This is a genomic window from Mycobacterium deserti, assembly GCF_025345615.1.
In the GTDB taxonomy this organism is placed as follows: Bacteria; Actinomycetota; Actinomycetes; order Mycobacteriales; family Mycobacteriaceae; genus Mycobacterium; species Mycobacterium deserti.
On the sequence record NZ_JAODWD010000002.1, the window covers coordinates 257,948 to 273,495 of the forward strand.

The window sequence follows — 15,548 nt, forward strand, 5'->3', positions numbered from 1 at the left end:
AGTGTCAGATGCGTTCGACCCGCACGGGCACACCGGTGAGCCGGGCCATGCCCGCCAGCCGCTCGATGTCCTGCGGGGCGCTCGACATCAACTGGTTGACGTTGGCGCCGCCCGCGACGTTCGCCAGCCGCCAGCCGCCCGTCCCCTTGTGTCCCCAGCCGTGCGGGACGGCGACCACTCCGGCGAGGATGTCCTTGGTGACGATCACGGGCACCTCGATCTGTCCGTACGGCGATGCGATGCGCACGACGTCTCCGTCGTCGATGTGGGCCGCGGCCGCGTCGTCGACGTGCATGCGGGCGGACTGAGTGCGCTCGCCGCGCATCAGCAGCGGCGCGTTGTGCATCCACGAGTTCTCCGAACGCGTCTCGCGCATTCCTATCAGGCGCAACGGATAACCGTCCGGCACGCTACGGCGCGACAGCTTGTCGACCTCGTCGGCGATCTCGTCATGCCGAAGCCGCACGCGTCCCCCGCGGTAGACGACTGTGTCGCGCAGCACGCCGTCGCGCAGATGGGGCGACAGCACCGTGCCGCGCGGATGATCAGCCGTCAACCGCGAGAACGACAGGCCGCCACGGCGCAGTCCGAAGCGGTCGCCACCGTCGCCGAGCCTGATCACCATGTCGACGAGCAGTCGCGGGCTCAACCGAATACCGAAAAGCTGCAACGCCTTTCGCCACAGCGCCAGCATCGCTAGCCCGGGGGTCCTGCGCCACAGCCTGCGCGCGATGTCGTCGATGATCTCCCACTCGGCGCGGGCCTGGCCGACGGGTGCGATGACCGCCTCGGTGGCCTGCCGAAACGGAGTGGGCTGCAGCGTCTGGAACGGCAGCGGAAAGTCGTCGCGCTCGTACATCGACGCGGCGGGCAGTACGTAGTCGCAGTGCGCCAAGGTCTCGTTGACGTACAGGTCGATGCCAACCATCAAATCCAAGGACTCGAACGCTGTCTCCAATTCATCGCCGTTGGGCACCGACAGCACCGGATTGCCCGCACTGACGAACAGCGCTTTGACCTGACCGCGTCCCGGGGTGCTGATCTCCTTGGCCATCACTGCCGCCGGCTCGGACCCCAGCACGGCCGGAAAGCCGCCGATGCGCGACCGCTTGCGGGTGTAGAGGGTCCGCAGCAGCGCGCCACCGGCCTTGTTCAGCCACCGCTCACCCGGAATCCCGTAGCGGCCGAACATGCTGCCGCCCGCCACGTCGAGATTGCCGGCCACCAGGTTCACGGCGTCGAGCAGATACGTTGTGAGCGTGCCGTTTTCGCCGATGCTGGTGCCCACGCGGCCGTACACAGCCGCCCGCTCGGTGCGGGCCAGCTCGTGAGCCAACGCGCGGACAGTGTGCGGATCGATGCCGGTGTGCGGGTGGGTGACCTCGGGGCTGAACGGCCTCGCCATCTGCTCGAGCCAGTCCACTCCGTCGGCCTGTTCGGCGAGCCGGCGACGGTCTGCGAGGTTCTCGCCGAACATCACCTGCAGCAGGGACAACAGTAGATACGCGTCCGCGTCGGGCACGATGCCGAGCCACTCGAACTGAGCGGCGGTCTCGGTCTTGCGCGGGTCGATGACCAGCACCCGACCGCCGCGCTTGACGATGTCGTGCATGCGGTCCCTGATTCGCGGCACCGTCAGCACACTGCCGTGGGAGACAACGGGATTGGCCCCAATCACGACCAGCAGGTCGGTGCGCGGCACGTCGGGGATCGGCAGGGCCAGCGGCGACCCGTACAGCAGTTGGCTCGCGACGAAGCGATTGTTCACGTCCTGGCTTCCCGCGGTGAACACATGCAGGCGCGGTCCGAAGCCGGCCATGAACGTCGACAGGCTCATGGTGTGCGAGTAGCTGAAGGCGCCCGGATTGCCGAAGTACCAACCGATGGCGCCGGACCCGCGCCGACGGTGGATGTCGGCGAGCCGGCAGGCGATGTCGGTCATCGCCTCGTCCCAGCTGACGGGATCGAACCCGCCGCCGCCGTTACGTCGCAGCGGCGTCGTGACCCGGTCGGGGTCGTTGACGATCTCGGTGAACGCAATGCCCTTCGGGCAGGCGAAACCCGCCGACACTGGGTGGTCCTTGTCGGGACGCAAGGCGGTGAGACGACCGTCTTCGACGGTCGCGATCATGCCGCAAAGCGGCTCGCAGATCCGGCAGAACGTCGGCTTGTGCTCGACGCTCACCGCGACGGCTTACTGCTGGGCTCGAGGGATGGCGCCGGTCGGGGCGTCGTCCTCGGCGGCAGTACGGTGGCGCGCGGTGGCCTCGTCGCCGCCGAATTCGCTGCCCTGGTACTTGTGCGTGCCCTCGAGGTCGTCGCGGATCGCTTCCTGCGCGGCCGGTGGCAGCGTATGCAGGATCTCGCGCACGCGAGCCTGCCGCCGAAGCACGCCCTGGCGCTCGGGCATCCCCGGCGTTGCCTGGATCTGCGGCGGCACGCCCTCGATCTCCTCAACACCGCCGTCGTGGTGACCGGCGTCCATCATGGCCTGCTCCTCGGCCATCGTCGACTCGTCCTTCTCCTCGGACATGCCGATCGGACCGATACGGCGACCGTTGAGGAACTGACGGACCACCGGCTCGTCGCTGGTCAGCAACACTTCGCGCGGACCGAACATCACCAGCTTCTTGCGGAACAACATGCCCATGTTGTCGGGCACCGTGCGGGCGATGTTGATGTTGTGCGTGACGATCAGGATGGTGCAGTCGATCTGCGCGTTGATGTCGATCAGCAGCTGCGACAGGTAGGCGGTACGGACCGGGTCGAGACCCGAGTCGGGCTCGTCGCAGAGGATGATCTGCGGGTCGAGCACCAGGGAACGGGCCAGTCCCGCGCGCTTGCGCATACCGCCGGAGATCTCGCCGGGGAACTTCGTCTCGTCGCCGGCCAAACCGACCAACTCGAGCTTCTCCATGACGATGTTGCGGATCTCGCTTTCCTTCTTCTTGGTGTGCTCACGCAAGGGGAAAGCGGTGTTGTCGTAGATACTCATCGAGCCGAACAGAGCGCCGTCCTGGAACATGACGCCGAACAGCGTGCGGATCTCGTAGAGCTCCTTGGCCGTGCACTCGATGATGTTGGTGCCGTCGACGATGATCTTGCCGCGCTCGGGCCGCAGCAGACCGATCAGGGACTTCAGGAAGACGGACTTACCGGTACCGGACGGGCCGAGGAGCACGCTGACCTCGCCAGGCGGGACCTCCATCGTGACGTCTTCCCAGATTCGCTGGGAGCCGAAGGACTTGGACAGTCCCTCAACCTGAATACCAATGCCCACGCGAATTCCTTCCGCCAATGGTTATCCGGCCACATGCCCTCCCGCCTGTGGCTTGAGTCACTGTAGCTTACGCGTTCCCCTGGCAACACTCGTCTGAAGGTCACAGTCTGGCCGACCGCGGGCGTGCCCTCGTTTGCTGGACTGACGACTTCCGGACATGACTGTGGGGCCGACCCGTAACCGGGCCGACCCCACAGCTTGTGGACTACTTGACGGTGACGGAAGCGCCGGCAGCCTCGAGCTTGGCCTTGGCGTCGTCGGCAGCGGCCTTGTCGACCTTCTCGAGCAGCGGCTTGGGAGCGCTGTCGACGAGGTCCTTGGCCTCTTTGAGGCCCAGGCCGGAGACGATCTCGCGGACGACCTTGATGACGCCGATCTTCTTGTCGCCGGCACCCTCGAGGATGACGTCGAACTCCGACTGCTCCTCGGCGGCCTCGGCGGGCGCACCGGCAGCAGCGCCGGGGGCCGCGGCAACGGCGACCGGGGCGGCGGCGGTGACCTCGAAGGTCTCCTCGAACTTCTTGACGAACTCGCTGAGCTCGAGCAGCGTCAGTTCCTTGAACGCGTCGAGCAGGTCGTCGGTGGACAGCTTGGCCATGGTGTGGTCCTTCCTGATTTCTTCTTCTGGGCTATCGGATGGTCGAAGAGGCCGTTAAGCGGCTTCCTCGGCGGCTTTCTTTTCTTGCAGAGCGGCGGCCAGCCGGGCGACCTGCGACGCCGGAGCGTTGAACAGACCGGCGGCCTTGGACAGGTTGGCCTTCATCGCGCCGGCCAGCTTGGCCAGCAGCACCTCGCGCGATTCCAGGTCGGCGATCTGCTCGACCTCGGAGACACTGAGCGGACGGCCGTCCATGTAGCCGCCCTTGATGACGAGGGCTTTGTTGTCCTTGGAGAACTTCTTGATCGCCTTGGCGGCGTCGACAGCCTCGCCCTTGACGAACGCGATCGCGGTGGGACCGACGAACAACTCGTCGAGACCCTCGACACCCGCCTCCGCCGCGGCACGCTTGACCAGCGTGTTCTTGGCGACGGTGTAGGTGGCGGAGTCTCCGAGCGACCGGCGCAGCTCGGCCAGGTTGGCCACGGTCAGGCCGCGGTACTCGGTGACGAGCGTCGCCGTGGCCTCCTTGAACTGCTCGGCGATGTCGGCAACCGCGGTGGCCTTGTCAGCCTTGGCCATGCATGCCTCCTCGTAGATGGGGACCGGGGACGGCCGAGATCGAGAGGATGGGGGCCTGGAAACGACGAACGCCCCGACACAGTCAGGTCGGGGCGCACTGAAACGTTAGCCTCGTCCTCCTGCGTGGGCCGTCCGGATGACTTCCGGACCTTCAACCGATTTCTCGGTGACCGACGGTCTTCGGTGGAACGTCGCCGAGTTTAGCCTGACACCCGTCGATCAGCCAAAATCCTGCCGATCGACAGATGGCTGGCACCGGCATCGGCCCAGGCTGCGATTTGGGCTGCGACAGCCGCCGCGGCGAGACAGCCGAACATCACGAACGGCTCCTGTGACACCGGACGTCACCCCGGTTGCACCAGCGCGGCGGCGCCGATGAGCCCCGCGTCCCCGCCCAGTTCGGCGGGAACGACCGACAGGTCATGGAGGAAGTCGAGGCCGGCGTAGGACGCCAGCGCCTCACGCATCGGGTCGAACAGCAGCGCACCCGACTTGGCCACGCCGCCGCCGATCACGACGAGGTCCAGGTCGCAGACAGCGCCAACCGATGCGACCATCGCCGCAACCGCTGTCGCGCCTCGCCGAAAAGCCCTCAGCGCGACGCCATCTCCCGCGAGAGCTGCGGCGGCCAGCTCTTTGGCATCGGCCTCCGGCGGAGCATCCCAGCCCTGCTCGCGCGCCCATTGCGCCATCCGCGGGCCTCCCGCCACGGTTTCGACGCACCCGTGGCCCCCGCACGAGCACACTGCGCCGTCGGGGTCGACCACGACATGGCCGACGTGGCCGGCGTTGCCAGTGCGGCCGTCATACGGCGAGCCGTCGAGCACCAGCCCACCACCGACTCCGGTGGACACCACCATCCCCAACAGGAATCGAGCGCCGCGGCCCGCACCGCGCCATCGCTCGCCCATCGCCATGCACAACCCGTCGCCGGCCAGCCGAACCGGCGCGCCGACGAGTTCCGTTACGCGCGACACAATCGGAAACCGCTGCCACTGGCTGATGTTGATGGGGCTCACGGTTCCGCCCGGCACATCGATCGGTCCTGCCGACGCGACGCCGACACCGCGGACCCGTCCGCCTGCTGCCGCGAGCGCCTCGGTGAGCAGCGTGTCGACCACGGTCCACAGCGCCTCGGCATCACCGTCGGGTGTCGGCAGTGTGGCCTGATGCACCAGCGTGCCGTCGTCGTCGACGAGGCCGGCGGCGATCTTCGTGCCGCCGATATCGAGTGCGAGCGTGACGGCGCTCATCAGTGCCGGTGCGTGTTGTCGGGCTGACGCGGGTCACCGGGGTGTTCGTAGCCCGGTGCGAGCCGAACCACCGCCGCGCAGCGCGCGTCCAGCCACAGCCGGAACGCCCGGCGCCGTGCCGCGCCGCGAAGGTGCACGGCGATGTCCGTGTCACCGGAGAACCGGCCAGGGTTGCGGGTGCGGTAGGACGCGACGTCGTCGTCGGACACGTCGACATCGGCGGTCACGCTGTCGAACAGCGCCCGCGCAAGCGGGTCGGCCAGGACCGACGCGGCCACGCTGCCGATCTCCAGGCGAACCGCCATGTCCGGCAACAACTCTTCCTCGCTGGGCGCCGCGTCGGGGCGAAGTTTGCGCGCCGCCGCCTCTGCCGCCACCACCCGTTCGGTCACCAGCAACTGGGTCAGCCAGCGACGCAGTTGACGGCCTTCACTCGTCCCGGGGCGGGGCAGCGACGGTGAGGCCCGCGAGGCTCGCAGCCGAGCCTCCCGCGCGTCCACCTCGGCGACCGAGACCGGCGCACCGTCGACCATCGCCGCGATGGTCATCGCACAGTCACTTTCACCGCAGGCGAGTACAGCAGTTGCCCTGCACCGGCCACCCGTACCAGTGCCCACCAGTCGCCGGGCTCCACCCAGGGCGGCGGCGCCACGTCGAACACGATCTCCACCGAGCTACGGGAGCGCAGTTCGGCGCCGGCGGCCGCCGGACCTGTCCATTCCCACGTCCCCCACGGGCTGATCAGGTGCGCCTCGACGGCGATGTCGGCGTACGCGTCGGTGCCGACGGTCACGGCGAGCCGCGCCGTCTCACCGGCCTTCACGTGCACGGGCTCCGGCCCGCTCACGAGTCGCAGCATGCTGTCCGCGTCCGTCGCACCGACGCCGACGACGCAGACGTCCTCGACCATCTGGCGCCACGCCGGTGGCAGGTGACTGCCCGTCAACGCGAGTTCGGCCCGCACCGGGTACAGACCTGCAGATACGACCGCCGGCGGCGAGAGCGTGACATCGGTCTCCAGGAAATCGCCCGGCGGGAGGACGAAGGACAGTTCGTCGGGGTCTGCGCTCCATCCTGGCGGGCACACCAGCCGCACCTTGCCGTGCAGCAAAGCGTCGCTGCAGTCGCTGGCAGCCGTGAGCCGCAGTGTCACCGGGACATTCGGTTCAGTGTCGACGTGCTGCGGGCTCAGGTGAGCCACCGCGGGTAGGCCGCCGAGCGGGGCGGGCCCGCGGTTGTGCAGCCAGTACCGTGCGTACAACGGCTGCGCGGCTTCTTGGTCGGGCGCGAGTTCGGTGTGGTCGGCCTCCAGCACCCGCGGCAGGTTGAGCCGCGTCAGCACCGTCGCGACCTCGTAGCCGTGCACCGTGAGTGCGTCCGGGGCGGACGGCTGGAGGCGCGGTTGCTCGAGAAGATCGACGCGTGCGGCGGCCGACACGTTGCGCAATCCCGACCGGACGACCACATCTGTTGTCTGGCCGCAGGTCTCGACCAGCCGAATCGCTACACCGCCTGAAGGGTGCGACGGTTCGACGCTGCCACGGGCCAGCGGGTTGCCCGCGGCCTTGAGGGCGCCTAGTTGTACGCGGCCTGCTGGCTCGATTTCCAGTAACGACCCCCACGGCGGCAGTCCCCCTGCGGCGTGGGTTTTTTCGGTGACGGTAAGCAGATTGTGCGAGAACTCCGCGCTACGCGCAGGGATCCTCGCCTGACGCCAGTCACCGGCGCCGGACACCAGTGCGTAATCAAAGGTGTGCGTCCAGTGTTGCAGTTGGAAGTTCGAGCCGTCCGGCGCCGTGCGCCGCGGGGGGTCGATCCACGTCCCGGACGGCCAGCCGGTGCACGACCGCATCAGCGACGTGTGCAGTGTTCCGTCGGAATCGACCGCGAAGCCGGGCAATCCGCGGTTGAGCACGGCGACGGTGTGCGACTCGAACGGTTCCAACTCCGAGGGCGCCTCCTGTTCGACGACGACCTCGAAGTCGGCGAGGTCCCCGACGACGGCGGCCACCGCCTCGTGAAGTGCCGGGCCCGCGACGATCAGCACCGGCAGCGCGCGCACCGACCGCAGGTCGGCACCCGGTACCCAGCTTTCGGCGAGCGACTCGGCGGCCGGCACCCACACCCTCGCCTGTCCCGCAGTGTCGAGCTGTCGCTTCAACTCGTCGGTGTACACCGGGTCAGCGTCGGCCAAAACCTCTGCGGTGAAGCCGTTTTGCTCGGGCCCGCCGAGCGCGATCCGCGCGTCCGGGAGATTGGAATCGACCGCCAGATCGCCGTAGCGGGGACTGTCTGCGCTGCTGCATGTCGCGGTCACACCTGCCCGGACAAGCGCGACCATCAACGCTCGCGCCTCGGACGACACCGATTCGGCAGGCGACACGACCTCGGCCACGGACACCGCGCGTGCACCGTAGTCATTGGTGCTCCTCGCATCCGCGGAGCCGACGCGCACCCGCACCGCCGAGGACAAACCGAACCAGCCGTACGCCGGGTTGTCCAGCGTCCACGGCTGCTCCGCCGCATCCACCGCCTCTGCAGCGCCGGGCGAGTGCAGCAGACCGAACCCGCGGCCGATCACCGCGTCACCGACCTCGCTCACCGGCAATGCGCCCGGCACCGGGCACGGCCAGCGCAGGCGCAACAGGTGATCGGCACCGGTGAACTCGTCGATGGTGGTGCGGCAGTCCACGCGCGCCACTCCACGCCACAGCGTCAGAACCTGCTTGTAGCGCAACACCTCTCCGATGCGGCCGCGAACGACGATCCGCTCGCCGAGCGGCCCGCGGTAGGCCTGCACCTGTGCCGCGTCGGCCGTGGAACTGACGACCGGTCCCTTCGGCAACAGATGCCACGGCCCCTCCCCCGCCTCGGGGTGTGCGGCGTATTCGTCGTAGACGGCCAGCTCGTTGCCGATCCTGCCGTGGGCGATCAGCTCGCGACCCGTGGCGGTCTCGACCAGCGAGCTCACGCCGCCGCCGCGTGCCGGGTCGGCACGTAGCCGGTAGAACTCGTTACCGATCTGCGCGCTGTCGGGCACCGCTTCCCACTCGGCGGTCGACGATGTCGGCGTCAGCTCGTAGGAGCGCCAACCCAGCGACGGCACGTCACGCGCGAGCCAGCTGACCGACCGGCCGTCGTGCGCGATCTGCGCGGGCACCTGGACACCGTCGCAGTCGACGACCTCCACCCCGGCGCCGACCGGGTCGGAGAACCTGGCCGTCACCACATCGGTGCGGTTGTGCGCCAGCGGATTCCACACCACGGCTGACCCATCGACCGCACGCGAGAGCAGCCGCAGGGCGTTGTCGCGGGCCGCTGTACCCAGCTCCCACGCGTCCCGGCACCCGGTCAGCAGATCGAGGTAGACCTGGTCGGACTCCGAACCGGTGATCGCGTCGTGGTGGGCGCCGTAGACGAGCTGTACCCAGGCTTTCGCCAAGGCGGCCTGGGGATAGTCCGCGCCGCCGAGCAGCGCCGCGAAGACCGCGAACTTCTCCGCGTCGAGTACCGCGTCCTCGGCCGCCCGGTTGGCCTGCTTGGTGTCGATATAGGAGACGTCCTTGCCGGTGTAGATCGGGTTCATGTCCCGCGTCTGCGGCGACGGTTCCACGCCTCGTGCCGTCAACTCCGAGCGCACCGCGGCGAAGTACTCGCCCGGCAGGGCGCACAAGAACTTCGGCCACGTATAGCGCGCGTTCCAGTCGCGGTGAATGTCGGTGACCCACTTGTTCGGTGGGGTGTAGTCGGTGCCGACGGGCAGCAGTACGTTGCGCGTCAACGCCACCTTCTTCAGCGATTTGAACAACTCGTACGTCGCGGCCTGCGCCTCGGCCAGGGTCGGCGAGGAGTCCATCCACCAGCCCGCCGAATAGTGGGCGGGCATGTAGTGCGTCAGAAGCCCCCGACCCGACGGCGCGATCCACTCGAACTCACTGCTGAACTGCATGCGTTGGGGGTCGCCGCCGCCGGCCATCGGACCCCACTGGTGGTGGGGACCGCGCGCCCAGGAGCTCGACGTCAAGCCGGCATCGGCGGCCATGCCAGGGAACTGCGGGTCATGACCGAACGCGTCGAGCTGCCACGCCGTGGCAGGTTGGGCGCCGAGGACGTCACGCTGAAATCCGATACCGTGCACGAAGTTCCGGATGGTTGTCTCGGGGCTGGTGAGGTTGGTGTTCGGTTCGTTGTACGTGCCGCCCATGATCTCGACCCGGCCCTCGGCGATGAGCCTGCGCAGGTCCGCCCGATCCTCGGGGTGGGTGTCCCAGAACGGCTTCAAGTAGTCCACTTCGGCCAGCACGAACTTGTACAGCGGATCGCGGCGCGCCATGTCCAGGTGTGCGCGCACGAGGTCGAAACCGTGGGTCTGCCTGCAGCGCCCCGGCGGGTCCTCAGACCACACGCTGGTGTAGGCCGCCTGCGTGTTCCACCAGACCGGGTCGTAGTGGAAGTGGCTGATCATGTACATCGTCCAGCCGGGTTCGGCGACGGTGAACACGAACGGCGACACCTCGCCTGCGACGACCACCCGCGCGGTTCGCTGTTCGCCGACCGACGGGCGTTCGACAGCCACGGGCACCTCGACGTCGCCGGCGCCCGGCTCGACTCGGACCTGTCCCGTTAAACCGTCGCCCTCGACGCGAATATCGGTCGGCTCCACGACATCGCGGTAGGCGACACGCACCATTTGCAGCGGCGCATCCGTCGGACCGGTGAATAGCTCCGTCGGCTCCGCCGACATGACGTGCACGCCGATGACCCTACGGCGTCACCGTCGCGAAATGTCGACGACGAGCGCCCGGTGATCCGAGATCGGAAGTCGCGGCGCGACGCATCGCTCGACGATCAGCGAGTCGTCGTCGGTGAGCACGTGATCCAGCTGCGAGTCCGGTTCGTCGGCCGGAAAGGTCGCTGCTTCACCCAACGGCCGCATGCCGGTCCAGCGACCGGGCTTTGGTGGCGTCATGTTGAGGTCGCCCATCAGCACCCGCGGGCCGGGGAACCCCCGAATGTCGCGGATCAGCCGACGCAGCTGCACGCGGTTCCAGCGCGGCACGAACGACAGATGCGTGTTGGCAACGGTCAGCGGACCCAGTGGCGTGTCCAGCCGTGCGAGCAGCGCCGTACGGGGCTCCTCGTGGACGACCTGCACGCGGCCAGGACCGCGCAGGTACATCGGGAACTTGATCGGGATCCGCGGCAGCCGCACCATCTGGAACGACTCTGCGGGGTACCGCGACAGCAGCGCGATACCGTAGGCCGCGGTGCCCGGTTGCTCGCGGCCGGTCGCGGCCATCCACGTCGCGCCCGGCGTGCCGGAGATCGCGGCGACGAAGCGGTGACTCACCGCACCCATCGCCTCGGCCGCCACCGCGGTCAGATCCGTATTGCCCGACCGGGGCTGGTCGAGGTCGACTTCCTGCAGCGCCAGGATGTCGGCGTCCAATTCCTTGACGGCGTCGACGAGCCGGTCCAATTGAACGTTCCCGTCGTGAACGCTGCGACCGTGCAGGATGTTGAAGGTGGCCATCCGCATCTGCATGGGTACTAGGTACCCACGATGACGACTATTCGACCCATGCGGGCCCGAGATGCCCGCCCGTAACGACGACCTGCGCGAGGCGCTCAAGCGCGCCGCCTCGGCCTTCAAGGCGCACGGACCGGAGTTCGCGCTCGGCGGCAGCTACGCGCTGTGGGCGTGGGGCGGCCCCGAGCCCGTGCACGACGTGGATTTCGTCGTCGCCGAACCGGACGCCGAGGCGGCCGCCCTGACCTTGGAGAAGGCGGGGTTCCGCATCGAGCGCACTCCGGAGGACTGGCTGTTCAAAGCGTGCGTGGGCGATGACTTCGTCATCGACGTGCTGCACCAGCTCAACGGCAAGCCGATCGATGCGCAGGCCATCGCCAACGCCCCTGAACTGGATGTACTCGCCATCCGGATGCGGGTGTTGCCGGCGACGTACGTGATGACCGAGAAGCTGACCTCGCTCAACGAGCACAACTGTGACTTCGCGGCTCTGTTGCCGTCGGTGCGGGCGGTGCGCGAACAGATCGACTGGCCCCGGCTACGCGCCGACACGGCCGAGAATCCGTTCGCTACGGCCTTTCTGTTTCTCGCCGACGAACTCGGTGTCACCGCGTGACGGCCGCGCGGTGCAACCGCTCGGCGACGGCGCCGACCGCAGCTTTGACCTCGGGCGGCTCGAGCACTTCGAAGTCGCAGCCGACGGTCGCGAAGTAGAAGATCATCCGTTCCGGGTCGTCGGCGCCCGCGGTGACAATGCAGGCGTGCGGACCATCCGCTTCGATCGTCACCGATGCCGGTGAGAAATGTTGTGCCAGCACGCTTTCCGGCGCGTGGAAGCGGACGCGTGCGATGTAGCGGTACGGCGAGCTGCTGATGGACATCTGCACGTAGGCGGCCGCGTCGGGTGCGTCGCGGGCCACGAATGTGCTGCCCATCGCGCGCACGTCGGACATCCGGTCCAGACGCAGGCTGCGCCAGTCCTGTTTGTCGCGGTCGTATGCCAGCAGATACCAGCGTCGACCGGTGGTCACCAACTGATACGGCTCGAGTCTGCGCTGCGTTTCGTTGCCGCGGATGTCGACGTAGCGCGCGCTGACATGCTCACGGTCGCGGCACGCACGCGCCAGAGTCATCAGCACATCCGGTTCGACCGGTGAGTCGGTCGACGGCGACGTCAACGTGACGGTCGTGTCGTGCACCGCCGACACCTGGGACCGCAGCCGCGACGGCATCACCTGGTCCAGCTTGCTCAACGCGCGCAGTGCCGACTCGCCGACGCCCGCGACGCTGCCACCCGCCGCCAGTCGCAGGCAGACGGCCATCGCCACCGCCTCGTCGGGGTCGAGCAGCAGGGGCGGCAGCGCGGCGCCGGCGCCGAGTTGGTAGCCGCCGCCGTGTCCCCTGCTGGCGTGCACGGGATAGCCGAGGGCGCGCAACCGTTCCACGTCACGGCGGACGCTGCGGGTCGTCACACCGAGCCGGTCCGCGAGGTCCTCGCTGGTCCACACCCGCCGCGACTGCATCAGGCCGAGTAGTTGCAGCACTCGGCCCGTCGTTTCCGCCATGGGTCGATCCTGTCGCCGTTTTAGGACCGAAGCTGTCCTATATTCCTGTCATGGTAGTGCCATGCCCACAGAGACGACCTTGATTCCCCAGCTGGCGGACCAGCTCGACTTCCACTGGACGCAAGCGCTGCGCCCGCGCCTCGATGGTCTGACCGACGACGAGTACTTCTGGCAGCCGGTGCCGGACTGCTGGACCGTTCATCGGAACGGCTCGATCGACTTCGCCGCCCCGCCGCCGGAGCCCGCGCCGTTCACGACGATCGCCTGGCGGCTCGCACACGTCATCGTCGGTGTCCTGGCCGTGCGCAACCACTCGCACTTCGACGGCCCCGAGGCCGACTACATGTCGTGGCGCTACGCGACGGACGCCGACTCAGCGCTGCGCCAGCTCGACGACGCCTACGGCAAGTGGATCGACGGGGTGCGCGGCCTGACCGAAGACGAGCTCTACCGTCCGTGCGGGCCGGCCGAAGGCCCGTACGCCGACTACCCGTTCCTCGCGCTGGTTCTGCACATCAACCGAGAGGTCATCCATCACGGAGCCGAAATTGCTTGTATCCGCGATCTTTACGTACACACCCAGAAAGGAAACTGAGCATGGCCGCTATGCCCCCTCCCATTGCCGACGAGCGCGAGGGTCTGCGCGAATACGTCGCCGCCCAGCACTACGCGTTCCACGCGGTGGCGTTTGGGCTGACCGACGAGCAGGCGCGCTCCACCCCGTCGGTGAGCGCGCTGTCGATCGGCGGGCTGATCAAGCACGTGACGAACTGCCAGCGCGGCTGGATGGAGCGCGTTGCGGCGGCCCCGGACATGACCGAACGCGACAAGCGGCCGATGGAGGACCAGGCGGCCGACTATCAGGACGAGTTCGTCATGCGCGAGGACGAGACACTGGCAGACATCCTCGCCAAGTTCGACGAACAGAACGCCGAGACCATCCGGCTGATCGAGACGGTCGACCTCGGTGCGGCCGTGCCCATCCCCCAGCATGTGCCCTGGTTTCCCAAGGACCTCAAGGCATGGTCGGTGCGGTGGGTGCTGTTCCACATGATCGAGGAGCTGGCTCGGCACGCCGGGCAGGCCGACATCATCCGCGAAACCATCGATGGCGCAACCCTTTACGAGCTGCTTGCCGGACTCGAGGATTGGGAGCCAACCCCATGGCTGACACCGTGGGGCAAGGAGCCGGTTGCCGGCTAGGTGTAAAAAGCTAGGTATGGACGTTCGCAGCGGCACCGCGGTCTGCGGGGAGGTCGAGCTGTTCTATGAGGACCTCGGCGACCCTGCAGATCCCGCGGTGTTGCTCATCATGGGCGTTGGCGCGCAGCTGCCGATGTGGCCCGACGGCTTCTGCGCGCGACTGGTCGAGCGGGGTTTGCGCGTGATCCGCTTCGACCATCGCGACACCGGGTTGTCGACCAAGCTCACCGGCCGGCGGGCCGAGGGCTCGGTGTATCCGCGGGTGCTGCGGTATCTGGTGGGCCGGGGTAGTCCGGTGCCGTACACGCTCGTCGACATGGCCGAGGACGTGCGCGGCCTGCTCGACCACCTCGACGTCGGCCGTGCCCACGTCGTCGGCGCGTCGATGGGCGGAATGATCGCCCAGGTGCTGGCGGGCCGCCATCCCGGGCGGGTGCTGTCGCTGGGCCTTGTGATGACCAGCGCGGGCACGCCGTTCTCGTCGGTGCCGCGGTTGCGGGTGATCAGGCTGGCGTTCGGCGCTCCGGCCGGGGATGCGCCGTTGGAGGAGAAGCTGGCGCACGAGGTGCGCAACATTTCGATCATCAACGGCCCGAATTTTCTTCCGCCGGTGGATCATTTGCGCCGGCGGGTGCAGGAGCTTCGGACGCGTAGCGACTATCCGCAAGGAATGCTGCGCCAGTTCGATGCCATCCTCGGGACGGGCAACCTTCTGCGCTACACCCGCGCTATCACCGCGCCGACCGTCGTGATCCACGGCTCGCAGGACCCTATGGTGCGTCCCCGTAACGGGCGCACCGTCGCCCGGGCGATCGCGGATGCGCGCTACATCGTCATCGACGGCATGGGACACGACCTACCGGAGCCGGTGTGGCGGCCGGTCGTCGAGACGCTGACGGAGAACTTCGCGACCACTCCTGCGCGCTACCGCAGCACCATTCGCACCGCGTAGTCGACGACGGCGTCGAGATCGGTCCCCAACCGGCCGGCCAGCCACTCCTGAGCCAGTTCGGCCATCGCGCCGGTGTACATCGCCGCGCCCACCTGCGCCGCAACGGGATCCGAGCCGGGGTTCAGCCGCCACCCTTCGGTCAGCACGCCTTCGCGAAGTAGATCCTGCGTTGCCGCCCGCCGCGCGGTCAGGACTGTGTTGGCCCTGGCGTCGGTGAACAGCACGCGACCGCGCCGCGGGTCCTGCGAGCTGAAGCCCAGCACCGCCGCGATGCCCGCTCGCGTCCTGGCCTGCAACGTGTCCGCCGCCCTTCCCATCGCCGCCGAGACGGCCTCGCCGAGTTGGCCGCTCACCTCGTCGTAGACGGCCCCGAGGAGATCGTCTGTGTCGCCGAAGCTTTCGTAGAAGTAGCGGGTGTTGAAGCCACACTCGCGGCATACCGACCGCACCGACACAGCCGCCTCGCCGCCGTCGCCGAAGAGCCGGAAGGCCGCCTCGATCAGCTGCGCGCGCCGCTCGGCCCGGCGATCCGTCAGCGGCACGCCGGCCCAACGCGTCGGACTCGACATCACCACAGCCTAAGCC

The 15,548-nt window shown here is 68.2% G+C and carries 14 protein-coding genes; 4 read left to right on the forward strand and 10 right to left on the reverse strand.

Translation table 11 applies throughout. From position 1 onward, the window contains the following. Window positions 1–4: 4 nt before the first annotated feature. The 8 genes from N4S67_RS07415 to N4S67_RS07450 all read right to left on the reverse strand — a co-directional run bounded on the left by N4S67_RS07415 (window position 5) and on the right by N4S67_RS07450 (window position 11,252). Window positions 5–2,185: a molybdopterin-dependent oxidoreductase gene (locus N4S67_RS07415; protein ID WP_260992314.1), complete on the reverse strand. Its 2,181-nt coding sequence runs from the start codon at window positions 2,183–2,185 to the stop codon at window positions 5–7. A 9-nt stretch (window positions 2,186–2,194) separates the two neighbouring features. Continuing rightward, entirely contained in the window at window positions 2,195–3,280 is a 1,086-nt protein-coding gene (locus N4S67_RS07420) for an ABC transporter ATP-binding protein (protein WP_260992315.1), read from the reverse strand. A gap of 205 nt (window positions 3,281–3,485) precedes the next feature. Next, window positions 3,486–3,878 (reverse strand): 50S ribosomal protein L7/L12, encoded by a 393-nt coding sequence (rplL, locus tag N4S67_RS07425; RefSeq protein WP_260992316.1) that lies wholly within the window; start codon window positions 3,876–3,878, stop codon window positions 3,486–3,488. A gap of 54 nt (window positions 3,879–3,932) precedes the next feature. After that, the gene (gene rplJ, locus N4S67_RS07430; protein ID WP_260992317.1) at window positions 3,933–4,460 is read right to left on the reverse strand and encodes a 50S ribosomal protein L10; all 528 of its coding nucleotides are present in this window, start codon (window positions 4,458–4,460) and stop codon (window positions 3,933–3,935) included. A 344-nt stretch (window positions 4,461–4,804) separates the two neighbouring features. Next, the gene (locus N4S67_RS07435; protein ID WP_260992318.1) at window positions 4,805–5,713 is read right to left on the reverse strand and encodes an ROK family protein; all 909 of its coding nucleotides are present in this window, start codon (window positions 5,711–5,713) and stop codon (window positions 4,805–4,807) included. Further along, entirely contained in the window at window positions 5,713–6,261 is a 549-nt protein-coding gene (locus tag N4S67_RS07440) for a DUF7158 domain-containing protein (RefSeq protein ID WP_260992319.1), read from the reverse strand. Before N4S67_RS07440 ends, N4S67_RS07435 begins: the two co-directional genes overlap by 1 nt. Then, a complete protein-coding gene (locus N4S67_RS07445; protein ID WP_260992320.1) occupies window positions 6,258–10,466 on the reverse strand; it encodes a glycoside hydrolase family 38 N-terminal domain-containing protein in 4,209 nt (1,402 codons plus the stop codon). Before N4S67_RS07445 ends, N4S67_RS07440 begins: the two co-directional genes overlap by 4 nt. Before the next feature lie 18 nt (window positions 10,467–10,484). Continuing rightward, window positions 10,485–11,252 (reverse strand): endonuclease/exonuclease/phosphatase family protein, encoded by a 768-nt coding sequence (locus N4S67_RS07450; RefSeq protein ID WP_260993041.1) that lies wholly within the window; start codon window positions 11,250–11,252, stop codon window positions 10,485–10,487. Between the two features lie 55 nt (window positions 11,253–11,307). Between N4S67_RS07450 and N4S67_RS07455 the strand changes: the two genes are divergently transcribed. Further along, the gene (locus tag N4S67_RS07455; RefSeq protein WP_260992321.1) at window positions 11,308–11,859 is read left to right on the forward strand and encodes a nucleotidyltransferase family protein; all 552 of its coding nucleotides are present in this window, start codon (window positions 11,308–11,310) and stop codon (window positions 11,857–11,859) included. Here the strand turns inward: N4S67_RS07455 and N4S67_RS07460 are convergent. Further along, window positions 11,849–12,808: a helix-turn-helix transcriptional regulator gene (locus N4S67_RS07460; protein ID WP_260992322.1), complete on the reverse strand. Its 960-nt coding sequence runs from the start codon at window positions 12,806–12,808 to the stop codon at window positions 11,849–11,851. The genes N4S67_RS07455 and N4S67_RS07460 overlap by 11 nt on opposite strands. Before the next feature lie 61 nt (window positions 12,809–12,869). On the opposite strand from N4S67_RS07460, the gene N4S67_RS07465 reads away from it, so the two are divergent. Genes N4S67_RS07465 through N4S67_RS07475 form a run of 3 tightly spaced genes read left to right on the forward strand, consistent with a single transcriptional unit; the run spans window position 12,870 to window position 14,963 of the window. Beyond that, window positions 12,870–13,403, forward strand: coding sequence for a DinB family protein (locus N4S67_RS07465; RefSeq protein WP_260992323.1), 534 nt, complete (start codon window positions 12,870–12,872; stop codon window positions 13,401–13,403). 2 nt (window positions 13,404–13,405) lie between these two features. Continuing rightward, window positions 13,406–14,011 carry a DinB family protein gene (locus N4S67_RS07470; RefSeq protein WP_260992324.1) on the forward strand — a complete coding sequence of 202 codons (606 nt, stop codon included), beginning with the start codon at window positions 13,406–13,408 and terminating at the stop codon, window positions 14,009–14,011. Window positions 14,012–14,027: 16 nt separating this feature from the next. Continuing rightward, on the forward strand, window positions 14,028–14,963 hold the full coding sequence (locus N4S67_RS07475) for an alpha/beta fold hydrolase (RefSeq protein WP_260992325.1): 936 nt from the start codon (window positions 14,028–14,030) through the stop codon (window positions 14,961–14,963). Here the strand turns inward: N4S67_RS07475 and N4S67_RS07480 are convergent. Next, complete coding sequence (locus N4S67_RS07480; protein WP_260992326.1) at window positions 14,936–15,532, reverse strand: TetR/AcrR family transcriptional regulator; 597 nt, start codon at window positions 15,530–15,532, stop codon at window positions 14,936–14,938. The two genes, N4S67_RS07475 and N4S67_RS07480, sit on opposite strands and share 28 nt — an antisense overlap. Between the last annotated feature and the right edge of the window lie 16 nt (window positions 15,533–15,548).